Genomic DNA, 16,083 nt, shown 5'->3' with positions numbered 1-16,083 from the left:
CGGTCACCGGGGTATCAGCCACTCGTGTGCGATCCGCCCGGTGGGGTCGCCCGTCCCCAGCTCCAGGTACCAGACGCCGTCCTCGTCGCGGACCAGCCCCAGCCGCTGGGTTTGGCCGTCGGCGAACCGCACCACGGCACCGCCGAGATAGTCCGTGACCGGATCGCCGACCACCACCCGCACCGGCTCGTCGGCGGCGGACTGGTACCGCTCGATCTGCCGGACGGCCTCCGCGTAACGGCCCTCGTACCAGGGCGCGCCGAGCCGGGCCAGGTCCCGCGCGTCCCCCGCCCTCAGCCGCTGCGCGTACGCCCTGATCAGTTCGTCGGTGTCGCCGGCGAGTTCCTTCGCGTACGGATACTCGGACTTCTCAGGGGTGATCCGCACCGAGACCGCCGGGTCGGCCCGCACGTCGTACGGGGTGGAGTCGGCCAGGGCCGCCCAGACGGTGAACGCGGCCAGCGCGGCCGTCACGGCGGTCGCGGCCGCCCGGCGCGGGGTGAGCGGCTTCGTGCGGCGCGGGGTGCTCGGGGGTACGGCGGTGGTCATGGCCGTCTGCTTCCTTCGTCGTCCGACGTCCCGGTCATGGACGTCGCGGGCGAAGACGTGTTCGATCCCGTCCCCGGTTCCCCGCTCCTTCCGGCCGGTGGCCCCCGCTTCCCCGTACCCGGTGATGTCTTTCACAGCGACGGTGCGACAGCAATACTGTTGCACCGCAGGGCGATCGGGACCCGCCGGGAGAGAGCGAGGTGCGGCGATGGCGACCGGGGCGCGGGAACCGACGCTGACCGTCGACGAGCTGGCCGCGCGGGCGGGGGTGACCGTACGGACCATCCGCTTCTACGGCACGCGCGGCCTGCTGCCACCGCCGCGGATCGGCCCCCGCCGGGTGGGGCACTACGGGCAGGAGCACCTGTCCCGGCTGGCGCTCATCGAGGAGTTGCAGCACCAGGGGATGACCCTGGCGGCCATCGAACGCCATCTGGAGCGGCTGCCCGAAGGGCTGGACGCCCGGGATCTCGCCCTGCACCGGGCGCTGGTGGCGTCCTGGGCGCCGGGTGCCGACGAGGAGACGGACCGGGCCGGTCTGGAGCGGCGGGCGGGCCGGGCGCTGACCGGCGACGCCGTCGACCGGCTGGTGGCGATGGGGGCCGTGTGGCGCGTGGGCCGGGAGCCGGAGGACCGTTTCCGGGTCGATCCGGGGCTGCTGCGCCTCGGTGCGCAACTGCTGGACGTGCCCATCGGGTACGAGACGATCCTCGCCGCCCGGACGGTGCTGGTGCGGCACACGCAGGCGGCGGCCGAGGAGCTGACCCGGATCTTCCGGGACGAGGTGTGGGACCCGTACCGGGAGCGGGAGCCGGATCCGGAACGGGTGGCGGACATGCGGTCCCGGTCGGCGCCGCTGCGGCCGATGGTGGTGCAGGCGCTGGTGGCCGCGTTCCAGCGGTCGCTGAAGGAGGAGCTGCGGGCGGCGTTCGGCACGGCGGACGGATCCGCCGGGTCGTCCGGCCCACCCGGCACACCCGGTACGCCCGCCGACGGGACCGCCGCCGGGTCGTCCGGCGGCTGACGGTCCCGTACCGGGCCCTCGTGGGGCGCGGGGTCAGCCGGTCCGCTGCTGCTCCGCGCCGAACCGCTCCCCCCGCTCCGCCTTCGTCACCAGGAGCGCGGGCGGCGTGAACCGGTCACCGTAGCGGGCGGCCAGTTCGCGGGCGCGCGCGGCGAAACCGGGCAGCCCTCCCTCGTACCCGTTGATGTACTGGAGCACACCACCGGTCCAGGCCGGGAAGCCGATGCCCATGATGGAGCCGATGTTCGCGTCGGCGACGGACGTCAGCACCCCCTCCTCCAGGCAGCGCACGGCGTCCAGGGCCTCGGCGAACAGCATCCGCTCCTGGATGTCGGCGAAGGGGACCTGGTGGTCGGGGCGGCCGAAGTGCTCCGCGAGCCCCGGCCACAGACCGGTCCGGGTGCCGTCCTCGGCGTAGTCGTAGAAGCCCGCGCCACCGGCCCGGCCGGGGCGGTGGAACTCGTCCGCCATCCGGTCCACGACCGCGTCGGCGGGGTGCCCCGTCCAGGTGCCGCCGGCCGCCTCGACCGCGCGCCGGGTCTCCTCCCGGATGCGGCGGCCGAGGGTGAGGGTCAGATCGTCCATCAGCGAGAGCACCTTCGCCGGGTAGCCGGCCTGGGCGGCGGCCTGTTCGACGGAGGCGGCGGGGACGCCCTCGCCGATCATCGCGACGCCCTCGTTGAGGAAGCGGCCGATGACGCGCGAGGTGAAGAAGCCCCGGGAGTCGTTGACGACGATCGGTGTCTTGTTGATCTGCCGGACCAGGTCGAAGGCGCGGGCCAGGGCCCCCTCGCCGGTGCGCCCGCCCCGGACGATCTCGACCAGCGGCATCCTGTCGACGGGGGAGAAGAAGTGCAGCCCGATGAAGTCGGCGGGCCGCTCCACCCCCTCGGCGAGCAGGGTGATGGGCAGGGTGGAGGTGTTGGAGCAGAGCAGCGCGTCGGGGGCGACCACCTTGACGATCTCCTGGAACACCGCGTGCTTGAGGGCGGTGTCCTCGAAGACGGCCTCGATCACGGCGTCGCAGCCGGCGAGGTCGGCCGCATCGGCGGTGGGGGTGATCCGGGCCAGCAGGGCGTCCCGCTGCTCCCCGGTGGTGCGGCCCCGCGCGAGCGCCTTGTCCAGGAGCCGTTCGGAGTACGCCTTCCCGGCCCGTGCCGCGTCCGCCGTGACGTCCTTGAGGACGACGTCGATCCCGGCGCGGGCGCAGGCGTACGCGATGCCCGCGCCCATCGTCCCGGCGCCGAGGACGGCGACCCGGCGCACCGGGCGCGGCTCGGGGCCCGTGGGGCGGCTCGCGCCGGAGTTGACGCTCTGGAGGTCGAAGAACAGGGCCTGGATCATGTTCTTGGCGGTCTGTCCGGTGACCAGCTCGGTGAAGTGGCGGGCCTCGATGGTCTGCGCGGTCGCGAAGTCGACCTGGGAGCCCTCGACGGCGGCGGCGAGGATGTTGCGGGGGGCCGGGTAGGGCGCCCCGCCGGTCTGCTTCTTCAGGTTCGCGGGGAAGGCGGGCAGCTCGGCGGCGAAGCGGGGGCTGGACGGGGTGCCTCCGGGGATGCGGTATCCGGGGGCGTCCCAGGGCTGGTGGGACTCCGGGTGGGCGTCGATGAAGGCACGGGCCCGTTCGGTCAGCTCCCCCGGGCTGGTGACCACCTCGTGGACGAGCCCGTTCTCCAGGGCCCCGCGGGGGGTGTATTGGGTGCCCTGGAGCAACACCTTGAGCAGGGCGTCGGTGATGCCGAGGAGCCGGACGGCGCGGGTGACCCCGCCGCCGCCGGGCAGCAGGCCGAGGGTCACCTCGGGCAGGCCGATCCGGGTGCCGGGGGCGTCCAGGACGATCCGGTGGTGGCAGGCGAGGGCCAGCTCGTAGCCGCCGCCCAGCGCGGAGCCGTTGATCGCGGCGACGACGGGCACGCCCAGAGTCTCGATCGTGCGCAGCGCGCGTTTGACGGCCATGGAGGTGTCGAAGGCGACCGCCGCATCGGCGGGGCCGATGCGGATCAGCTCGGTGAGGTCGCCCCCGGCGAGGAAGGTCTTCTTCGCGGAGGTGACGACGATGCCCCGCAGGGTCTCGCGCTCGGCCTCCGCGCGGGCGGCGACGGCGGTCAGGGCGGCGACGAAGCCCTGGTGCAGGGTGTTGGCGGAGCGGCCGGGGTCGTCCAGGACGAGGGTGACGACACCGGTGCCGTCCCGCTCCCAGCGGATCGGGGCGTCGGCCTCCGGTGTGCCGGTCGTGGCTGTCGTCTGTGGGGTACGGGCGCTCTGGCTCATGGGTGCGGTCTCCGGGTCGGTGCGGTGGCGGCGGTGCGAAGGACGCGGGGTACGGGGTGGCGGCGGGCGGCTAGGTCGTTTCTTACGGATCAGGCTGGGTGAGGGAGCGGGGTCTGGTGCCGTGCATCGCAAGGCGGAGGAATGAGTCCATGCGGTGGGGGTACTCCCCCTGGCTCCGCCGGTGGCACCCCCACCCGGGCCGCCAGGCCCAGGGGGCCATCGGCGATTGACGACAACGCGGCGAGGTGCGGTGCCAGGGCACGCGAGCCCCAGCAAGATCCGTAAGAGACGGCCTAGGGCACGCGAGCCCAGCAGGATCCGTCGGACAGGCCCTACAGCCGCTCGACCACGGTCGCGATGCCCATGCCGCCGCCGACGCAGAGCGTGGCGAGGCCGTACCGCTTCCCCTGCCGTTCGAGTTCGTCCACGAGGGTGCCGAGGATCATGGCGCCGGTGGCGCCCAGCGGGTGGCCCATCGCGATCGCGCCGCCGTTGACGTTGATCCGGTCCAGGGGGATGTCCAGCTCCCGGGCGAATCGCAGCACCACGGCGGCGAACGCCTCGTTGATCTCGACCAGGTCGATGTCGCCGATGGTCAGCCCGGCCCGGGCGAGGGCCTTGCGGGTGGCGGGCGCGGGCCCGGTGAGCATGATGGTCGGCTCGGAGCCGGAGACGGCGGCGGAGACGATCCGGGCGCGCGGGGTCAGCCCGTACCGTTCGCCGACCGCGCGCGAGCCGACGGCGACCAGGGCGGCCCCGTCCACGATGCCGGAGGAGTTGCCGGCGTGGTGGACGTGGTCGATCCGCTCGATCCAGTGGTACTTCTGGAGCGCGACCGCGTCGAAGCCGCCGAGGTCGCCGATGCCGGCGAAGGACGGCTTGAGGGCGGCGAGGGTGTCGGCGGTGGTCCCCGGGCGCAGATGCTCGTCCCGGTCGAGGACGGTGAGCCCGCTGCGGTCCCGGACGGGGACGACGGAACGGTCGAAGCGGCCGTCCTTCCACGCGGCGGCGGCCCGCTCCTGCGAGAGGGCGGCGTACTCGTCCACGTCGCGGCGGCCGAAGCCCTCGATGGTGGCGATGAGGTCGGCGCCGATGCCCTGGGGGACGAAGCCGACGGTGTGGTTGGTCATGGGGTCGGCGAACCAGGCGCCGCCGTCGGAGGCCATGGGCACCCGGGACATCGACTCGACCCCGCCGGCGAGGACCAGGTCCTCCCAGCCGGAGCGGACCTTCATCGCGGCCATGTTGACGGCTTCCAGGCCGGAGGCGCAGAAGCGGTTCTCCTGGACTCCGGCGACGGTGTCGGGGAGCCCGGCGGCGATGGCCGCGATCCGGGCGATGTCGGAACCCTGGTCGCCGACGGGTCCCACGACCCCGAGCACGATGTCGTCGACGGCCGCCGGGTCGAGGCCGGGGAAGCGGGCGCGCAGCTCCTGGATCAGCCCGACGACGAGGTCGATGGGCTTGGTGCCGTGGAGGGCGCCGCCCGCCTTGCCACGGCCGCGGGGGGTGCGGATCGCCTCGTACACATACGCTTCGGTGGTCACGGCAGCGGCCTTTCGGGGGCGGTGGCGGATTCGGGGGCGGGGTCGGGCAGGCCCCAGTCGCGGGCGACCGAGGCGGCGTCCGCGCCGGGCACCGCCGGCGGGGTGCGCAGGGCGCCGGGGGTGGCGGAGAACCGGGGCGCGGGTGCGGGCTGGGTGATTCCGCCGTGCTCGGCGAAGGTGCCCCGGGCCGCGAGATGCGGATGGACGGGCGCCTCACCGAGGGAGAGCACGGGGGCGACACAGGCGTCCGTGTCCTCGAAGAGGGCGGTCCACTCGGCCCGCGTGCGGGTGCGGAAGGCATCGGCGACGGCGGCCCGCAGCTCGTCCCAGCGGTCGACCTCCCGGCGGGAGGGGATCTCGTCCGCGATGCCGAGGACGCGGACGAACTCGTCGTAGAACCGCTGCTCCAGCGCGCCGACCGCCATGTGGCCGCCGTCGGAGGTCTCGTAGCAGCCGTAGAAGGGGCTGCCGCCGTCGAGCAGGTTGACGCCCCGGCGGTCGCGCCAGCCGCCGGCGGCCCGCATGCCGTGGATCATCGTGGCCAGATGGGCGGCGCCGTCCACGACGGCCGCGTCCACGACCTGGCCCCGCCCGCCGTCGGAACGGGCGTGGTGCAGCGCCGCCAGCACGCCGGTGACCAGGTAGAGCGAGCCGCCCGCGTAGTCGCCGAGCAGATTGGCGGGGACGACGGGCGGCTCGTCCTCCCGGCCGATCATCCCGAGGGTGCCGGTGACGGCGATGTACGCGATGTCGTGCCCGGCCCGGTCGGCGAGCGGGCCGTCCTGGCCCCAGCCGGTCATCCGGCCGTACACCAGACGGGGGTTGCGGGCGAGGCAGTCGTCCGGGCCGATGCCGAGGCGTTCGGCGACGCCGGGACGGAAGCCCTCGATCAGGATGTCGGCGCGCTCGGCCAGCTTCAGCACCCGCGCGGGCCCGCCGGGGGCCTTCAGATCGATCAGGACGGAGCGTTTGTTGCGGTTGGTGAGGTCGTACGCGGGGTCGATGCCGAAGCCCGAGCCGCCGGGGCGGTCCACGCGGACCACGTCGGCCCCCAGGTCGGCCAGCATCATGGCGGCGAAGGGCGCGGGCCCGATGCCCGCCAGTTCGACCACGCGCACCCCGGTGAGCGGGCCGTGCTCCGGCACCGGCGTCGCGGTCGAGGTCGTCGCGGTCATCGAACCCCCAGCATTGATATGACACAACCGATGTAACACCAGCGATGGTAGGAACGCCTCCGCCCGGGTACAAGGGCCCGGCGGGGGGGTGGTGGCCCGATTCACCCGGCTCCGTGCCCCGGGTCCGTCTCCCGCGCCCGCGCCCGGCGGGAAGGCCTCCTTTTCCGGGACCTGTTCGCACGCTAGCCTCAGCCACCGCCGGGTCGCACGGCGGTGGCCGGCCGTGCCCCGCCCGTGCGGCGGACGCGCCGGGCGGCACCCGTACAGCACCCGTACGGAACCGACAACGGAGGAGCCAGTGGACACGCAGGACGGCAGCGGTCGCGCACAGCGCCCCTACGACATCGTGCTCTTCGGGGCGACAGGGTTCGTGGGGGTCCTGACCGCACGGTACTTGGCCAGGACCGCGCCGGAAGGCTGCCGGTGGGCGCTCGCGGGCCGCAGCCGGGCCCGGCTGGAACGGCTGCGGGACGAACTCGCCGCCGAACACCCCGCCTGCGCCGGGCTGCCCCTCATCGAGGCCGGCGCGGACGACCCGGAGGCGATGCGCGGGCTCGCCGAGTCCGCGCGGGTCATCGCCACGACCGTCGGCCCCTACCTCTGGTACGGCGAACCACTGGTCGCGGCCTGCGCCGACGCGGGCACCGACTACCTCGACCTCACCGGCGAGCCGGAGTTCGTGGACCTGGTGTACGTCCGGCACGACGCACGGGCCCGCGAGACCGGCGCCCGGCTGGTGCACTCCTGCGGCTTCGACTCGGTCCCCGGCGACCTGGGGGTCTACTTCACGGTGGGCCAGCTGCCCGAAGGGGTGCCGCTGACCGTGGACGGCTTCATCAGCTCCAACGGCATGTTCTCCGGCGGGACCTTCGCCTCCGCGCTCACCGTGATGAGCCGCGCCCGGCAGTCCCTGCGCGCCGCGCGCCAGCGGCGGCTGCACGAGCCGCGAGTGGTGGGACGACGGGCACGATCCCCGCTCGGCGGGCCGCGCTACAGCGCCGAGACCGGCGCCTGGGCGCTGCCGCTGCCCCTGCTCGACGGGCAGATCATCACCCGGTCGGCACGGGCCCTGCCCCGGTACGGGCCCGACTTCCGCTACCGGCACTACGCGGCGGTCAGGACGCTGCCCATGGCGGTGGGCGGGGCGGCCGCGGTCTGCGCCGTGGCGGGGCTGGCACAGCTGCCCGCCGCCCGGCGCTGGCTCCTGCGCCGCCTGGAGCCCGGCGCGGGGCCCGACGAGCGGCGCCGGGCCAAGAGCTGGTTCTCGGTGCGGTTCGTGGGCGAGGGCGGGGGCAGGACCGTGTACACGGAGGTCTCGGGGGGCGATCCCGGGTACGACGAGACCGCCAAGATCTTCGGCGAGTCGGCGCTCTGTCTCGCCTTCGATCCGCTGCCGGCGGGGTCGGGGCAGGTCACGACGGCGGAGGCGATGGGGGACGCGTTGCTGGAGCGGTTGCAGCGGGCGGGCATCCGCTTCCGCGTGGCGTCGGCCCGCTAGCGGTTACGCCGCCCGCGCCTGCGGGGGGGTCGGCCTTGCGCTGCCCGCCCGCGCCGATGCGAGTGGGGTGCGCTCGTCCGGGGCCTGCGGTGGCCCGCCCGTGTCGGTACGGGTGCCTCGGCCCCCGTCCAGGGCGCTGGCTGTCCGGCCCGTGTCGGTGCGGGGGCCCGCACCCCTTCTTTTCCCCGGCTCGGGGTACCGGTCCGCCTGTGCCGGCTGCGTGGGTGGGGGGTGCAGGGTCGCCCCCGCAGGGGATCGGCGGTAAGTCCTGCTTGCGCTGACCGTGGGCCTTCGGTCCGCCGACCCCGAGGAGGTGAGCCCGGAGGCCACCACCAACCCGCACCACACCCGGTCCCGGAACCACCCGAACAAAACCAGCCCCGCAGGCGATTGAGGCGCGGGGGCTCGGGGGCTGGCCCCCGACGATCACCCGAGCAAATCCAGCCGGTCCGGCGCTTGAGGACGGACCCCGCACCCTGCCCCGTCGCACAGGCGAACGTCCCGCAGTGTGCGGGCCCGTGTCGGGGACCAGTCCCCGAACCCCTGCGCCTCAATCGCCGGCGAGGCTGAATTTGCTCGGGTTGCCGGTCCCCCAGGGGCGGCGGTGCGGCTGCTTCGGTCACCCCTGGGCGGGGTACGGGTCCGTCCTCAATCGCCGGACGGGCTCAGTTTGTGCGGCCTGTCCCGGGACCGGGTAGTGGTGCGGGTTGGCGGGGCCTCCGGGCTCACCTCCTCGGGGTCGGCGAGCGTACTCACCAGGTCCGGTGCGGGTCGGCCTCCGCCGATCCCCTGCGGGGGCGACCCTGCACCCCCACCCACGGACCACGCAAAGGCGGACCGTACCCCCAGCGGGGGGAAGAAGGGTGCGGGACACCGTACCGACACGGGCCACGCAGGGCCGGACCCCGGACGAGCGCACCCCGCCCGCATCGACGCGGGCCCCGCAGCGCAAGGTGGGCGGCCGGTACCCCGGGCAGGAGAGTCAGGCGCGGCCCGATGTCGCCGCAGTGAGCGCGTCACGGCAGAGCCGGTCGGCCCGGCGCGTCGTCTCGGGCAGCCGGTAGCGCGGCGCGAGCGCGACGGTGTGGGCGCAGGCGTTGTCGAGCGAGACGCGGTGGCCGACCGAGACGTAGACGGGTTTGACGCCGCGCTGGGTGCGCAGTGCCCGGCCCAGCTCCTCGCCGTCGTCGCCACGCAGCGCGGCCATGTCGCCGCGCTCCGGCCCGAGTTCGCCGTGCGGGTGGACGAACGGGTTCTTGGCCACCCCGATCGTCGCCAGCCCGGTGATCACCCCGAGGTGGCTGGCGAGCCCGAAGCGGCGCGGGTGGGCCCGGCCGTAGCCGTCGCAGACGACCAGCCCGGGGTCCGTGTCCAGGGCCGCCAGGGCGCCGAGGACGGCGGGGAGTTCGCGGAAGGCGAGCAGCCCGGGGACGTAGGGGAAGGCGACGCGGCCGACGGCGGTGGTCTCCGCGACGACGGCGAGGGTCGCCGCGTCGAGGACCACGGCCGCCGCCGCGACCAGGCCGTGCGCGTCGTCGTAGGCGACGTCGACCCCGGTCACCCGGCCGGTGCCGGGTGGCGGGCCCGGCTCGTCCAGGGCCACCCGGGCCCGCAGTTCGTCCTGGACGGCGCGGGCCCGTTCGGGGTCGGCGGGCCACCCCTGGGGCACCTCGATGATCGTCACGGTGTCAGCCTAGGTGGTGGAACGAGGACTGCGGGCGGTGCGTCAGCGGCGGCCGGGTTCCAGCCGGGCGATGCGGCCCTTCTCGCCGGAGGCCCAGCAGGCGGTGGGGGCGCAGTCGACGGTGTCGAAGGAGCCGGTGTCGACGGTCTGCCAGGTGCGGCCCGCGTCCAGGGTGAGATCGGTGCCGGTGGGTCCGACGGCGAGGGCGGCCGTGCGGGTGCGGGGCAGCCAGGCGACGCCGGAGCGGTAGGCGGGTGGCGGCGTGGCCGACGGCTGCCAGGTGCGGCCGCCGTCGCGGCTGACGGCGGCGGCCCGGGGCGAGGGCTGTCCGGTCCGGTAGTCGCCGCCGACGGCGATCCCGTGGTCCCGGTCGCGGAAGGCGAGCGCGAAGACCCCGCGCGCGGGGTCGCCGCCGGGGAGCGGGGTGGTCGCCACCGTCCAGTTCAGCCCTCGGTCGGCGGAGTGCAGGACGCGGGCGTCGGCGCCGCCGCCGGTCGCCAGCCAGACGTCCCGGGGCCCGGCGGTGACCAGGCACTGCCCGCTCGCGGCGAAGCCCGCTTCGCCCGGCTGCGCGGCGGGCATCCCGGTGCTCGGCAGGGTCCGCCAGGACCGTCCGCCGTCGCGGGTGGCGATGATCCGGTACTTTCCGTCCACGGGGTCGCTCATGGCGAGGCCGTGGGAGCGGTCGAAGAAGGCGACGCAGTCGTAGAAGGCCCTCGGGTCGGTGTTCCGGAAGGATTCACTCCAGGTGGTTCCGCCGTCGCCGGTGCGGAAGATCCGGGAGGCTTCGCCCTCGCCGATCGCGAGCACGACGGCGGTACGGCCGTCGAACGCCTCGATGTCGCGGAACTCCAGCCCGGCGGCCCCGGGCGGGGAGACGTCGCGCCAGGTGCGGCCGCCGTCGCCGGTGCGCAGGACGGTTCCCCGGGCACCGGCGGCCCAGGCGGTGCGGTGACCGACCGCCGCGAGCCCCCGGAAACGTACGTCCTTGCCGGTGTCCTTCAGGCCCCACACCCGGTCGCCGCCCGGCGCCGTACCGGCCGGCGGTGCCGGGGGTTCCGGCGCGGCCTGCGCCGGAGTGGTGAGCACGGCGGCCACCGCCGCCGCGCAGATCCCCGCCCACACCGCGCGTCCCGTCTTCCCCTTGGATGTCATGGCGGTGGAAGCTAGCCCACGGGTGCGGGCGCGTCCAGGGTGCGCGCGCCCGTCCCGCTCCTCCCACCTCCGGTTCCACCTCCCGCCGGTGACACAGGTCACGCGCGAGGCGGTGCACCCTGCGTGCCCGTACCCCGTCCTCCCCGATAGCCGAGGAGGCGTCACCCAGCAGTGTTGTGAAGGAGCAGAGGCCGTGCCCACCGTCATCGAACAGGCCGTGCAGGCCCGGCTGGTCGCGCCCGCGCCCCACATGGAGACCGTGCCGGCGACGCTCCGTTACGACTGCGGGGACCCCTTCGCCGTACGGATGGACTTCCCCGCGCCGGCGACCCTGGAGGGCACCGACATCACGTGGGCCTTCGGGCGCGAGCTGCTGGCCACCGGCATCGAGAAACCGGCCGGGTCGGGGGATGTACGGGTCCGGCCGTACGGCTACGACCGCACGGTGCTGGAGTTCCACGCGCACGAGGGTGTCGCCGTGGTCCATGTCCGCACCAGCGAGCTGCGCGACTTCCTCCGCCGGGCGCAGGGCGTGGTCCCGGCGGGCCACGAGCATCTGTATCTGGATCTCGACCACGAGCTGGCCGCGCTGCTGCGCGACGTCCGCTGACCCCACTCCCCCACCGGGGCCGGTGGAACGACCCGTGCGTCATGAACGTCGGCCCGGGCACTCCCGCGCGGAAAAACGCGTTGACGGTCCCGACCGCCGTTTTCTACGGTGGAACCACTTCTGTTGCCGCTGAATGGAGAAGGACGTTGCTCGTCTGAGGTCCTGGGACACCGTGCGCCACCCGCCGCTGCCGGCGTGTGCGCCCCGTGCGACCTCGGCGTTCGATGCCGTCCTTCCCTGATCCGCCATCCGCCGCGCGGCCCCGTCCGGGGCCCTTGGGCGGATCGGCCGGTCCTCTGTGGTCGTCGCACGTGACGCGGTGTCTCCCCGTCGCCCGTATGCCGTCCGGCATTCCACCACGCAACAGGAGACCCGTATGTCTACTCATTCCACCCATGTCTCGTGCACCGCGCTCGCGTTCTCCTGGCCCGACGGCACGGAGGTGTTCGACGGCTTCCAGCTCGCCGTCGGCTCCGGCCGTACCGGGCTCGTCGGGCTCAACGGCTGCGGCAAGTCCACCCTGCTGAAGCTGCTGGCCGGGGAGCTGACCCCGGTCTCCGGGCAGGTACGGGTCAGCGGGTCCGTCGGCTATCTGCCGCAGAAGGTGGTCCTCGACACCGCCCTGCGGGTGGACGAGGCCCTGGGCATCGCCCGTGCCCGTGCCGCGCTGCACGCCATCGAGGCGGGTGACACCGCCGAGGAGCACTTCGCGGCCGTCGGCGACGACTGGGACGTGGAGGAGCGGGCCCGCGCCACCCTCGATCAGCTCGGTCTCGGCTCCATCGGGCTGGACCGCACCATCGGTGACGTCTCCGGCGGGCAGGGTGTCCTGCTGCGGCTCGCGGCCCTGCTGCTGGCCCGGCCGGACGTGCTGCTCCTGGACGAGCCGACGAACAATCTCGACCGGTACGCCCGGCACCGTCTGTACGACGCCATCGCCTCCTGGTCCGGCGTCCTGATCGTGGTCAGCCACGATCGCGAGCTGCTGGAGCTGGTCGACCGGATCGCCGACCTCCGGGACGGCGACATCGCCTGGTACGGGGGGAACTTCTCCGCGTACCAGGAGGCCCTGGCCGTCGAGCAGGAGGCGGCCGAGCGGATGGCGCGCGTCGCCGGGGCCGATGTGCGGCGGCAGAAGCGCGAACTCCTCGACACCCAGGTCAAACTGGCCCGCCGCAAGCGGTACGGCCAGAAGCAGCAGGACAGCGGGAGCGTCCCGAAGATCGCCGCGAACAGTCTCAAGCGCAGTGCCCAGGTCTCCGCCGGCAAGCTGAAGGCCACGCACACGGAACGGCTGGACCGGGCCCGCGAGCGGCTGAACGACGCGGAGGCGGCCGTCCGGGACGACGACGAGATCCGTATCGAACTGCCGTACACCACGGTCCACCCGGGCCGTGGGGTGCTGCGGCTCACCGGGCTGACCCTGCGTCATGCGGAACTGCCCCTGGGTGACTTCGAGGTGCGCGGCCCCGAGCGGATCGCGCTCGTGGGGCGGAACGGGGCGGGCAAGACCACCCTGCTGCGCACGATCACCGGCGAGCTGGCGCCGGCGGCGGGCGAGGCCGTCACCGAGGTCCCGCTGCGTTTCCTGCCGCAGCGGCTCGACGTCCTGGACGACGCGCTGAGCGTGGCCGAGAACGTGGCGCTGCACGCCCCCGGGGCGACCGACAACCGGATCCGGGCCCGGCTCGCGCGCTTCCTCTTCAAGGGGGCGCGGGCCGATCAGCCGGTGGGCACGCTCTCCGGCGGCGAGCGGTTCCGGGCCGCCCTGGCGGCCCAGCTGCTGGCCGAGCCCGCGCCCCGGCTGCTCCTGCTGGACGAGCCGACCAACAATCTGGACCTGGCGAGCGTACGGAGCCTCACGGCGGCGCTGGAGGCGTACGAGGGGGCCCTGATCGTGGCCAGTCACGATGTGCCGTTCCTGGAGTCGATCGGGATCACCCGCTGGCTGCTGCTGGACGGGACGCTCCACGCCACCGGCCCGGAGGAGGTCCGGGCGGGCACGCACCCGGCCGCCGCCGACCGCGCCTGACCCCGGGTGCGGCCCGGATCCCCCGGGGTCCGGGCCGCACCCGGGGCCGGAAACCGACGAGGACATCCAAGAAAACACCGACAGGAGCTGTCCGGTTTCCTGTTTAGCGTCGACCGCATGAAACCCGGCACGGAACACAGCACAGAACACAGCACAGAACACGGCACAGAACGCGGCATCGTCATCGAGGGCGCACGCGAGAACAACCTGCGGGACGTCTCGCTCACCATCCCCAAGAACAGGATCACCGTCTTCACCGGGGTCTCGGGATCGGGGAAGTCCTCCCTGGTCTTCGACACCATCGCGGTCGAGTCGCAGCGGCAGCTCAACGAGACCTTCACCTCCTTCATCCGGAACCGACTGCCCAAGTACGAGCGCCCCCGGGTGGACGGGATCGAGGAGCTGTCCGTCGCGGTCGTGGTGGACCAGAAACCCGTCGGCGGCAACGCCCGCTCCACCGTCGGCACGATGACGGACATCTTCCCGGTGATCCGGGTGCTGTTCTCCCGCCACGGCGTCCCGAGCGCGGGCCCGGCCACCGCGTACTCGTTCAACGACCCCACCGGGATGTGTCCCGGCTGCGACGGCCTGGGCCGGAGCGTCCACCTGGACGTCGACAAGGCGATCGACCGGTCGAAATCGCTCCAGGAGGGCGCGCTGCTCCTGCCCGGACTCGGGGTGGGCGGCTGGGAGTGGCAGCTGTACGCCGGCTCGGGCCACTTCGACGTGGACAAGCCGCTCGGCGCGTACTCCCCCGACGAGTGGGAGCTGCTGCTGCACGGCACGTCCGGCCGCGTCCGGGTGACCACCCGGACCGGCAGCGCCGACCTGCGGTACGAGGGGGTCGTCAACCGGTTCACCCGGCTCCACCTCAAGCGCGACACCGACACCCTCTCCGAGAAGCGCCGGGAGGCGGCGGACCGCTTCGTCGTCCAGCGGCCGTGCGGCACCTGCGGCGGGGCCCGGCTGAACGCCGCCGCGCTCGCCACCCGGATCGACGGCCTCGGCATCGCCGACTACGCCCGGATGGAGGTCGCCGACCTGGTGGAGGTGGTCGGCCGGATCGACGATCCGGTGGCCGGCCCGGTGGCGGCCGCCGCCCGGGAGCGGCTGCTGCGGCTGGTCGACATCGGGCTCGGCTATCTCTCCCTGGACCGGGAGACCACGACCCTCTCCGGCGGCGAGGCGCAGCGCCTCAAGACCGTACGCCATCTGGGCAGTTCGCTCACCGGCCTCACCTTCGTCTTCGACGAGCCGAGTGTGGGGCTGCACCCGCGGGACGTGGGACGCCTGGGCGAGCTGCTGATCCGGCTCCGGGACCGGGGCAACACGGTCCTGGTGGTCGAGCACGACCCGGACGTCATCGCGATCGCGGACCATGTCGTGGACATGGGCCCCCGCGCGGGCACGGAGGGCGGCCGGGTCGTCTTCGAGGGGCCCCGGCGCCTGCTGGGCGAGGCGGACACCCTCACCGGCCGTGCCCTGCGCCGCCGCACCCGGCTGAAGGAGACGTTCCGTACGCCGGGCGGCTGGCTCCCCGTGACCGGGGCGCAGCTGCACAACCTCCGGGGGATCGATGTGCGCTTCCCCACCGGGGTGCTCACAGCCGTGACCGGAGTGGCCGGCTCCGGCAAGTCCACGCTGGTCTCGCAGGTCTTCACCGAGGCGTACCCGGAGGCGGTCGTGATCGACCAGGGCGCGATCACCGCGTCCTCCCGGTCGACCCCGGCCTCGTACCTCGGAGTCATGGACACCGTACGGAAGGTCTTCGCCCGGCGGACCGGGGCGCGGCCGGGGCTCTTCAGCTTCAACTCGGAGGGCGCGTGCCGGGAGTGCTCCGGACGCGGGCTCATCCACACCGATCTGGCGTTCATGGACCCCGTGACCACGGTCTGCCCGGTCTGCGAGGGCCGGCGCTTCCAGGACGGGGTGCTGCGCTTGCGGGTGGACGGCCACTCCATCGCCGATGTCCTGGACATGACGGCCGCCCGGGCGGCGGACTTCTTCGACGACCCGGCCCTGCGGCGGCGGCTGCGCGCCCTGCACGAGGTGGGGCTGACCTATCTCACGCTGGGGCAACCACTGTCCTCGCTCTCCGGCGGCGAGCGGCAGCGCCTCAAGCTGGCGACTCAGCTGCACCGCACCGGCAGCGTGTACGTCCTGGACGAGCCGACCACCGGGCTCCACATGACGGACGTGGATCTCCTGGTCGGCCTGCTGGACCGGCTGGTCGACGCGGGAGGCGCGGGGGACAGGGGGAACACGGGGAACACGGTGATCTGTGTCGAGCACGACCTCGATGTGGTGAAGCGTGCCGACTGGGTGATCGATCTGGGGCCGGAGGGCGGCAAGCACGGCGGCCGGGTGGTCTTCGAGGGGACGCCCGAACGGCTGCTCGCGGACCCCTCGTCGGTCACGGCGGAGTATCTGCGGCGCGACCTGGCCCGCGGCGCGGGCTGAGCCGGGCGCCGCGCCGGCCCGTCCGGACGCATGGCCGCATGTGAGCTGTCTCTCGCCCGCCGCCTCACATGGGGCGGC

The 16,083-nt window shown here is 74.0% G+C and carries 11 protein-coding genes; 5 read left to right on the top strand and 6 right to left on the bottom strand.

The annotated features are described in order from the left end of the window. Window positions 1-3: 3 nt before the first annotated feature. Entirely contained in the window at window positions 4-684 is a 681-nt protein-coding gene (locus SYYSPA8_RS29295) for a hypothetical protein (RefSeq protein WP_323450393.1), read from the bottom strand. Window positions 685-757: 73 nt separating this feature from the next. Between SYYSPA8_RS29295 and SYYSPA8_RS29290 the strand changes: the two genes are divergently transcribed. Next, window positions 758-1,573, top strand: a complete 816-nt coding sequence (locus SYYSPA8_RS29290; protein WP_323450392.1) for a MerR family transcriptional regulator — start codon at window positions 758-760, stop codon at window positions 1,571-1,573. A 33-nt stretch (window positions 1,574-1,606) separates the two neighbouring features. On the opposite strand, the gene SYYSPA8_RS29285 is transcribed toward SYYSPA8_RS29290, so the two are convergent. The 3 genes from SYYSPA8_RS29285 to SYYSPA8_RS29275 form a co-directional block, all read right to left on the bottom strand. Next, a complete protein-coding gene (locus SYYSPA8_RS29285; protein WP_323450391.1) occupies window positions 1,607-3,844 on the bottom strand; it encodes a 3-hydroxyacyl-CoA dehydrogenase NAD-binding domain-containing protein in 2,238 nt (745 codons plus the stop codon). 332 nt (window positions 3,845-4,176) lie between these two features. Then, window positions 4,177-5,391, bottom strand: a complete 1,215-nt coding sequence (locus tag SYYSPA8_RS29280) for an acetyl-CoA C-acetyltransferase (protein ID WP_323450390.1) — start codon at window positions 5,389-5,391, stop codon at window positions 4,177-4,179. Beyond that, window positions 5,388-6,566, bottom strand: a complete 1,179-nt coding sequence (locus SYYSPA8_RS29275) for a CaiB/BaiF CoA transferase family protein (RefSeq protein WP_323450389.1) — start codon at window positions 6,564-6,566, stop codon at window positions 5,388-5,390. The genes SYYSPA8_RS29280 and SYYSPA8_RS29275 overlap by 4 nt, the downstream gene beginning before the upstream one ends. Before the next feature lie 298 nt (window positions 6,567-6,864). On the opposite strand from SYYSPA8_RS29275, the gene SYYSPA8_RS29270 reads away from it, so the two are divergent. Continuing rightward, entirely contained in the window at window positions 6,865-8,064 is a 1,200-nt protein-coding gene (locus SYYSPA8_RS29270) for a saccharopine dehydrogenase family protein (protein ID WP_323450388.1), read from the top strand. A gap of 982 nt (window positions 8,065-9,046) precedes the next feature. On the opposite strand, the gene SYYSPA8_RS29265 is transcribed toward SYYSPA8_RS29270, so the two are convergent. Further along, complete coding sequence (locus SYYSPA8_RS29265; protein ID WP_323450387.1) at window positions 9,047-9,748, bottom strand: endonuclease V; 702 nt, start codon at window positions 9,746-9,748, stop codon at window positions 9,047-9,049. Window positions 9,749-9,790: 42 nt separating this feature from the next. Beyond that, window positions 9,791-10,903: a WD40/YVTN/BNR-like repeat-containing protein gene (locus SYYSPA8_RS29260; protein WP_323450386.1), complete on the bottom strand. Its 1,113-nt coding sequence runs from the start codon at window positions 10,901-10,903 to the stop codon at window positions 9,791-9,793. 193 nt (window positions 10,904-11,096) lie between these two features. Here SYYSPA8_RS29260 and ssgD point away from each other — a divergent pair, with 193 nt between their 5' ends. The 3 genes from ssgD to SYYSPA8_RS29245 all read left to right on the top strand — a co-directional run bounded on the left by ssgD (window position 11,097) and on the right by SYYSPA8_RS29245 (window position 16,005). Then, window positions 11,097-11,513 carry a spore wall synthesis regulator SsgD gene (ssgD, locus tag SYYSPA8_RS29255; protein WP_323450385.1) on the top strand — a complete coding sequence of 139 codons (417 nt, stop codon included), beginning with the start codon at window positions 11,097-11,099 and terminating at the stop codon, window positions 11,511-11,513. A 376-nt stretch (window positions 11,514-11,889) separates the two neighbouring features. Next, window positions 11,890-13,545 carry an ABC-F family ATP-binding cassette domain-containing protein gene (locus tag SYYSPA8_RS29250; protein ID WP_323450384.1) on the top strand — a complete coding sequence of 552 codons (1,656 nt, stop codon included), beginning with the start codon at window positions 11,890-11,892 and terminating at the stop codon, window positions 13,543-13,545. Between the two features lie 117 nt (window positions 13,546-13,662). Continuing rightward, window positions 13,663-16,005, top strand: coding sequence for an excinuclease ABC subunit UvrA (locus SYYSPA8_RS29245; RefSeq protein WP_323450383.1), 2,343 nt, complete (start codon window positions 13,663-13,665; stop codon window positions 16,003-16,005). Window positions 16,006-16,083 lie beyond the last annotated feature (78 nt).

The organism is Streptomyces yaizuensis, from assembly GCF_034961445.1.
Classification (GTDB): domain Bacteria; phylum Actinomycetota; class Actinomycetes; order Streptomycetales; family Streptomycetaceae; genus Streptomyces; species Streptomyces yaizuensis.
The sequence above is the reverse complement of the archived record's forward strand: the minus strand, read 5'-3'. Positions and strand labels throughout refer to the sequence as shown.